Origin of the sequence: Ancylomarina longa, from assembly GCF_003996985.1 — a bacterium.
Taxonomy (GTDB): Bacteria; Bacteroidota; Bacteroidia; order Bacteroidales; family Marinifilaceae; genus Ancylomarina_A; species Ancylomarina_A longa.
The window spans coordinates 1-8,261 of the sequence record NZ_RJJX01000042.1; the positions used below are offsets into that span (position 1 = coordinate 1).

Sequence of the window (8,261 nt, forward strand, 5' to 3'; positions counted from 1 at the left end):
ATATTTAGACTTTTCTGCTAACCAGAAAAGTCGTTAAGAATATCCAGAGTGTGGGGATAGCATATTTTTTTCTTGATTTTTTGGTTCTTTTTGCATCAAGGCAAAACGAACGAAAGCATTGCACTCCTATCTCTGAAGAGATTTCCTATTCCGTCGCGAAGAATCATTTCACACTAAAATATCACATAAGTCAGCTAATCCCATAGCCTGAAGGGCTGGAATCTATCAGGCCTTCAGCCTGAATTAACCGTGGTACATAAATACCAGGGGCGATGCCCCTGGCTATGAGATTGGAGCCTTTCAGGCTCTATTAAATGCAAAACTAATTGCAATTGTTTTGAATTTTGCAGTGTTCGGGCAGATTGTCACGGCTCCGTGCCTCCGCCTCACAATGACAGCTTTGGAGAAACAGATTGCTTCGTCGTTGAAAAAACTCCTCGCAATGACAGCTTTGAAGAGACGGCATTGCCACAGCTCCATTCCTCAAAATCATCTGTCTAAACACGCTCCATTAGTTATCACAATACCTGCACTCAACAGTATTGTATTTACATTTAGGCATAAAAAAAGCTCCCTACATGTAGGAAGCCTTTTAAAAATATGAACCTAAAATTTACTTGAACTCTGTTTTTAATTGTTCTACCCAAGTCTTAATTCTATCGCCGGTAAGGCCAGCCTGATTCTCAATATCGAGAGCTAAGCCCAGGAATTTACCATCGCGAATTGCTTTCGAATTTTCAAATTTATATCCTTCGGTAGCAGTTAAACCAATTACTTTGGCTCCACGTTCTTCCAGGGCTTTCGCCAAAATACCAATGGCATCAACAAAGTTTTCTGGATATCCGACCTGATCGCCTAATCCGAAAAGGGCTACTGTCTTTCCTTTTAACTTGAGATCTTCCATTGCTGGCATAAATTCATCCCAATAGTTCGGTAACTCGCCATCAAACCATGTCGGAACGCCTAGTACCATATTATTGTAAGTCAGGAAAGTTTCCTCATCAATATCTTCAACATTAACGCTCTCAATTTCTACAGTGTCGCCAAATGCTTTCTTTATCTTTTCCGCATTCTTCGCGGTTTTATTTGTATTGAAACTATAAAATAGTCCTATTTTTTTCATTTTATTACCTATTAAGTATCACGAAAGTGAATGATAAGAATTGCGAATTTTAAGCAATTATTAATATTCCAATAGTTCTTTTGCTGCCACAAAGATTTTATCATTATTCGGAAGAATAGCTTTTTCCAGAATTCTATTAAATCCAACCGGTGTAAAGGCAGATCCTACTCTTCTGACTGGCGCATCCAGATTTTGGAAGGCTTCCTCGGTAATGGTAGCAGATATTTCAGCCCCAAAGCCAGAGAATACCTTATCTTCGTGTACCACTAGCACCTTATTGGTTTTTGCTACCGATTTCAGAATCGTTTCCTTATCCATAGGAACCAAGGTGCGAAGGTCAATCACTTCCACTTGTTTCCCAGTCTCTTCGGCAAGTTTATCAGCTACTTCCACACACATATGAGTTGTATTTCCATAGGTGATGATAGTTAAATCCGATCCTTCTCTTCTAACTCGTGCTTTACCGAATGGCACTTCAAAATCTTCGGGAACCGGAGCCGCAGCTTTCGGATCATTATACAAGGCTTTTGGCTCCATAAATACAGTCATCCCTCTGGAACGCATACTGGTTCTCAACAAACCCGCTGCATCATCGGCATAAGATGGATATACAATCCTAACCCCCGGGAAGGTTGACAGTGCTCCCTCAATATTTTGGGAGTGATACAAACCTCCTCCGATATATCCTCCGGAAGCTAGTCGTACGGTGATATTGGGTGAATATTGCCCTTTCGATCTCCAAAAGTCGTGGGTTGTTTCAACGAATTGCTCCATTGCTGGCCAAAAATAATCTGCAAATTCGGCACCTTCTACAACAATGCGGATTTTATCGCTAAAACGGCTCATTCCATTTGCTGTTCCCATGATATAATCTTCGGCAATGGGTGCATTAAACACTCTTTCCTTGCCAAATTCCTGCTGCATCCCTTTAGAAACATTGAAGATACCTCCCTTCTCTTTGTTGGCAATATCTTGACCCCAAAGAAAAGTATCAGGATTATGACGAAATTCTGCCTTAAGCGTTTCGTTTAAGCCTTCGATTAATTTTAACTTATTTCCGGTATAGTCGTGTAATCCTTCGGGATATTTTTCTGATACATAAGCTTCCGGTATCACAAAATCATATATCGATGCCGGATCGGGATCAGGAGCGGTGAGTCCTGCTTTATGTGCTTTTTTCACCTCTAGTTTCACTTCTGCTTCTATAGCGAGCAATTCTTCTTCGGTAAATCGTTTGTAGCGAACCAATAAACGACGAAATTTCGCTAATGGATCGTACTCGCGCACATAATTCAATTCTGCATTATCACGATATAGTTCATGCTTATCGGAATTGGAATGAGAACCCATTCTTACACAGTTTGCCTGCACAATTACCGGAGTTGAATTTTCCATTGCATACTCCTTGGCTTCTTTCATGGCATTCATCGAATCGAAGACATCCTTTCCGTTACAATGAATGATCTTCAAATATTTTAAACCCCGAAAGTTATCAGCAACCTTACGATTGGCTGTCTGGTCTTTTTTAGGTACCGAGATACCATATCCATTATCCTGAAATACAAAAACGACAGGCAATTGTTCATTTGTTGCTCCGTTAATAGCCTCGTAAACATATCCTTCGGACACGGAAGATTCTCCCTGAGAGCTAAATACAACTCCTTTATGATGGTATTTTTTAATGGCCCGACCTACTCCAACGGCATGCAGCGTATGGTTACCTGTACAGGAAGATACATTGTGAATGTTCCATTCCGGTTTCGCAAAATGATTCGACATATGGCGACCGCCACCTGCAACATCTGTATCTTTAGAAATTCCGTTAAAAATAACTTCCTCAGCAGTTAATCCTGCCGAAATGGAAGTAAGCATATCTCTGTAATAAGGAAATAAATGGTCGGTTTCCTTATTGAATGTCTGACCTATTGCCAGTTGAATTCCATCATGACCAGCATAAGGAGCATGATAGGACCAACCTATTGCTTGCTTGAGATAGTTTGGTGCTTTCTCATCCAAAGCTCTACCTAATGTCATCAGATGATACCAACGACTAAGTAATTCCTTAGATGTGCTTTTAATACTATATTTTTTGTTTTCTGTCATTTTGATCTTGTTTTCTTGCTCTTTTGATTCTAATTCCAATGTTTCCATATTTAAATAGATCTGTTGATATCAAATTCTTCCAGGTAATCTGCTATTTTTCTCAAGAATGCTCCTCCCAAAGCTCCATCGACAACTCTATGATCGTAGGATAAAGACAAGAACATTTTCTGACGAGGGACAATCACATCACCGGCGGGTGTTTCCAAAACAGCAGGTTTTTTCTCGATGGTTCCCACTGCCAATATCGCAACTTGTGGTTGATTGATTATTGGGGTTCCCATAACATTTTTAAAGGATCCAAAATTGGAGATCGTAAAGGTTCCTCCCTGAATATCATCCGGATTCAGTTTATTGTTTCGCGCATCGTCTGCCAAACGATTCATTTCGCTCGCCAAACCAATTAAATTCTTGTGATCGGAATTCTTAATTACCGGCACAATTAAATTATTGCTAGGAAGTGCTACTGCTACACCAATGTTGATGTCTTTTTTGAGAATGATATTATAACCATCCACCGAAGCATTCACTCCCGGGAATTCTCTTAGGGATTTTGCTACTGCCTCGATGATAATTGGCATAAAGGTCAATTTTGTTTTCTCCTTCTTCAAGAAAGCATCCTTCACTTTATTTCTCCAATTCACCATATCAGTAACATCCGCTTCTACCATGGCAGTAACATGTGGAGAGGTTTGCTTCGACATCACCATATGATCGGCAATAATTCTTCTCATGCGATCCATTTCCACAATCTGATCCTGTGCTCCAACAGACATGGATACCTTTGCTTTTGGAGCAGTAGCTTGCGGTGCTGCTGATTTCTCTTCAGTCTTAACCACAGCAGAGCCATTTCGATTAGACAGGTAATTCAGCACATCTTGTTTTTGAACCCGTCCTTCCTTACCATGTCCGGGGATAGCATCCAATTCCTGAATAGAAATATTTTCACTTTTTGCTATACTCTTCACTAAAGGGGAATAAAACCTTCCGCTTGCAGATACCAAATCTTCGGTAGATTCAACTACCGCCGTAGTTTCCGGAATTACAGTTTCTACCTTAGACTCCGGTTCTTCCGTAATATCCGGAGATACAACATCTTCTGCATCGCCCATGGCAATAACAGCTACTACCTCTCCTACCGGAACCACATCATCTTCCTTAAAACGAACCTCTATCACTTTTCCTTCTACCGGAGAAGGAATTTCAGAATCTACCTTATCGGTTGCAATTTCGAAAAGTAAATCGTCTTCCTCTACCCTGTCGTTTAATTTAACGAACATCTTTGTGATGGTAGCCTCTTGTACACTCTCGCCCATTTTCGGCATTAGAATTTCAAAGCTAGACATATAACTTAAAGTTTAATATTTATATTCATATTTGCATGTTTCGATACAAATATAAAAATTTATTCTTATTTAGACTCAATTAACTTAGATTAAAATGCAATGTCCAGATTACAATTTTTTATAGCCTCATTGATTTCCTTTATCAGATTTCAATTCAATTGCTATAAGTTACTGCTTTCTTAAAAATTCAGCTTAATTTTGGAACTGAAATAATCTGAATCTATGAAAGAATTTACATACAATATTCTCATCAATGCCGATACGGAAGAAGTATTCTCTGCATTGACAAATCCTTTTCAAATAGAATTATGGACAGGCTTTCCTGCGGTGATGGATGATAAAGCAGGCACTATTTTCTCTTTGTGGGATGGTGATATTAGTGGTTGCAACCTGGAAGTAATTAAGGACTACAAAATAGTTCAGGAATGGTTTTTTGGCGAAACGGAACATCCTTCAATTGTTACTTTAATCCTAAAAAAGGAAGGGAAAAATACTAAGATCAATCTGATTCACACAAATATTCCTGAAGATGCTTATGAGGAAATTGTGGAAGGTTGGAAGGATTACTATTTGGGTTCAATGAAAAATTTTCTGGAGTTTTATTAGAAAATTCTGTATCTAAAAAACAATAGCCATGCGATAATCACATGGCTATTGTTTTTTTATAAGAGCTGATCGTACTATTCCACGACAATCACCTCATCAAAAATTTCAATTTTATCACCGGGACGAATTTTTGCTCTCTTTCGAAGTTCCACTTCCCCATTTCTTAGCACAATACCATCCTCAACAAATATTTTTGCCTGTGCTCCACTCTCACTAATATGCGTTGCTTTCAACAATTTGATGAGCTCAATATATTCCGTTTCAATTTTGAATTTTATCATAGTTTTTGATTGTGAGCGACAAAAGTAATTCTTTTAGCGAATTAATGAAAGAAAAGATATGCGATTGCAATGGCTGCAACAATCCCAGCAAAATCAGCAATCAAGCCACATGTAACAGCGTATCGCGTATTTTTAATTCCAACGGCTCCAAAATAAACAGCAATAATATAAAATGTAGTATCGGTTGCTCCTTGCAGCGTAGAAGTTAATCTTCCAACAAAGGAGTCAGCACCATACTGCTGCATGGCATCCACCATCATTCCTCTTGCACCACTTCCACTCAATGGCTTCATAAGAGCTGTTGGTAAAGCTTCTACAAAATCGGGATCAATCGAAAAATATACGCAAAAACGCCGCGCGCCTTCTACCAGTAAATCCATCGCTCCGGATGCGCGAAAAACTCCTATGGCTACCAAAATTGCTATGAGATAGGGTATAATTTTAATCGCAATGCTAAATCCTTCTTTTGCGCCATCGATAAAACTCTCGTAAACATTTACTTTTTTGCGCAATGCCAACAGTATAAAAGCTATAATAATGGAGAACAAAAACACATTACTTACAACTGTCGATATCGTGGTTATTTGCTCCTTTTCAAGACTTGAAAAATAAACGATAAGTCCGATAATGAATGCTGATAATCCTCCTAAATAAGCAAGTACTGTTTTATCCCAGAGCTTTATCTTTTGCATGAAGGCAACACTAATTAGACCTGCAATAGTTGAAAAATATGTAGCTAACAAGATCGGTATAAAAATATCGGAAGGATTTACAGCACCTAATTGGGCACGGTAAACCATTATCGAAATAGGAATAATAGTTAGCCCAGAAGTATTCAACACCAAAAACATAATTTGCGCATTCGACGCCACATCTTTATTTGGATTAACCTCCTGCATCTCGGTCATAGCCTTCAAACCTAAAGGTGTAGCAGCATTATCCAAACCAAGCATATTTGCTGCAATATTCATCATGATGGAGCCATGAGCTGGATGTCCTTTGGGAAGTTCCGGAAATAGCTTATTAAAAAACGGACCTATCAATCGGGAGAAAACTTTGATAATTCCACCATTCTCTCCAATTTTCATGATTCCCAACCACAAGGTTAACACTCCGGTTAAACCGAGAGAAATATCAAATCCTGTCTTGGCCATGTCGAAGGTTGCATTGATCATTTGAGGAAAAACTTCCAGATCACCCCAAAATATCAATTTAACCAATCCGACTACGAAGGCCGCAAGAAAAAAGAATACCCAAAGATAGTTTAATGCCATATCTATAATTTAATAGTTTGAGAATAATTTAAATTTACTTTTTGCTTTGCTCTAATTGAATGGTTTTCAATTTTTGCTTTGGATATTTTTCTTCTGACTTCAAATTCCCAGCCTTTTCGTAATAAAACCTTGCCACAGTAAGATTTCCTTTCTTTAAGGCAGCATCGGCTTTGGAAAGCAAGGACTGATATTCCTTATCTACTTTCTGATTTTTTCTCGCATTCATTAAATGCTTGATTTTCTCCAGCTGATCCTTAGGATAGTCATCCGATGAAACCAGATCATTCGCTTTTTTATAATAAAATTTTGCAACAGCATAATGCTCTGCCTCTAATTCCTTATCGGCACGTGTTATCAAATCTTTATAGGCCTGAGATTGTTTTGATCTTCTTTGATCTCTAATTAGTCTGTTTATTTCTTCTATTTTCTGCTTCGGATAATCTCTTTCAAAAAGTTCCAGCGCTTTTTCATAAAGGACTTTTGCTACTTTATAATTTTCCTGATTTAAAGATTGGTCTGCTTTTCCTATTAAATCAGAGTAATTCCTCTCCTTTAAAATTCCCAAGTTCTTCTCAAAATTGTTATTCTTTTGAGCTTCCAAAGCCAAATCTTCCTTCTTTTTCAATGCTGCCAGACGATTCTCAATCTCGGTTAATTTCTCTTTTGGATATTCTTCTACAGATTTTAATTTCAATGCAGCTTGATAATGATGACGTGCAACACTATAATCTCCATTCTCAAAAAACTTATCTGCTTTTGCAATCTCATTTTGATATTTTATTTCCAATTCTTGCTTATTACGCTCTGCTCTTTTCAAATTATCCAATATCACCTTTACCCGTTTGATCTGGTTTTTAGGATAAGATTCCTGTGGCTTAAGGTCCAAAGCCACCTCATATTTACTTTTGGATAATAAAAACTCTTCTTGTTCGAAAAGTAAATCCGCTTCCTGAATAATTGTTTTGTATTGATTTATTGCTAATAATTTCTCTTCCTCCTGTTTTTTAAGATTTTCCAAAAGCAATTCTATTTCGTCAATCTGATTCTGAGGATAGGTTTCCTCTGGCTTAATTTTCAATGCCTTCTTGTAATCTACAAGCGCATAACTCCATGATTCCTTTTCGTAAAACTTATCTGCAGAACTAATTAATAATAGATATTTCTCATTCAACATCTGTTTATTTCTGGAAAGTTGCGCAGCCTTTTCTGCTTCGGCTTGCTGCCTTGCCAATAATGCATCTATCTTCTGAATCTGAGTTTTTGGATAAGTCTCCCCTGCTTTCAGACTTAATGCATCTGTATAACTTGTCTTTGCGGTAGTATAATCGCCAGAACTAAACTGGGAATCTGCCAATTTAATGATGGAGGCATACTTTTCAGACAATGCTTTTTCTGCTGCTGCAAGCTGTGCTGCCTTTTCTGCTTCGGCTTGCTGGCTTGCTAACAGTGCATCTATCTTCTGAATCTGAGTTTTTGGATAAGCTTCCTCTGCTTTCAGACTTAATGCATCTGTATAACTTGTCTTTGCTGT

General features: G+C 38.1%; 7 protein-coding genes. 1 reads left to right on the forward strand and 6 read right to left on the reverse strand.

Going from position 1 to position 8,261, the window contains the following annotated elements; genetic code table 11:
• Positions 1-613 precede the first annotated feature (613 nt).
• Genes DLK05_RS16105 through DLK05_RS16115 form a run of 3 tightly spaced genes read right to left on the reverse strand, consistent with a single transcriptional unit; the run spans position 614 to position 4,569 of the window.
• The gene (locus tag DLK05_RS16105; RefSeq protein ID WP_127345037.1) at positions 614-1,123 is read right to left on the reverse strand and encodes a flavodoxin; all 510 of its coding nucleotides are present in this window, start codon (positions 1,121-1,123) and stop codon (positions 614-616) included.
• A gap of 60 nt (positions 1,124-1,183) precedes the next feature.
• Entirely contained in the window at positions 1,184-3,226 is a 2,043-nt protein-coding gene (locus DLK05_RS16110) for an alpha-ketoacid dehydrogenase subunit alpha/beta (RefSeq protein WP_127345038.1), read from the reverse strand.
• A gap of 50 nt (positions 3,227-3,276) precedes the next feature.
• Entirely contained in the window at positions 3,277-4,569 is a 1,293-nt protein-coding gene (locus tag DLK05_RS16115) for a dihydrolipoamide acetyltransferase family protein (RefSeq protein WP_127345039.1), read from the reverse strand.
• Between the two features lie 222 nt (positions 4,570-4,791).
• On the opposite strand from DLK05_RS16115, the gene DLK05_RS16120 reads away from it, so the two are divergent.
• A complete protein-coding gene (locus DLK05_RS16120) occupies positions 4,792-5,175 on the forward strand; it encodes an SRPBCC domain-containing protein (RefSeq protein ID WP_127345040.1) in 384 nt (127 codons plus the stop codon).
• 74 nt (positions 5,176-5,249) lie between these two features.
• Here DLK05_RS16120 and DLK05_RS16125 read toward each other — a convergent pair whose 3' ends face one another.
• The 3 genes from DLK05_RS16125 to DLK05_RS17595 form a co-directional block, all read right to left on the reverse strand.
• Positions 5,250-5,456 (reverse strand): RNA-binding S4 domain-containing protein, encoded by a 207-nt coding sequence (locus tag DLK05_RS16125; RefSeq protein WP_209319927.1) that lies wholly within the window; start codon positions 5,454-5,456, stop codon positions 5,250-5,252.
• Between the two features lie 41 nt (positions 5,457-5,497).
• On the reverse strand, positions 5,498-6,730 hold the full coding sequence (locus tag DLK05_RS16130) for a nucleoside recognition domain-containing protein (RefSeq protein WP_127345041.1): 1,233 nt from the start codon (positions 6,728-6,730) through the stop codon (positions 5,498-5,500).
• A gap of 34 nt (positions 6,731-6,764) precedes the next feature.
• Positions 6,765-8,261, reverse strand: a 1,497-nt coding sequence (locus DLK05_RS17595) for a hypothetical protein (RefSeq protein ID WP_209319928.1), incomplete at its 5' end; no start/stop codon positions are given.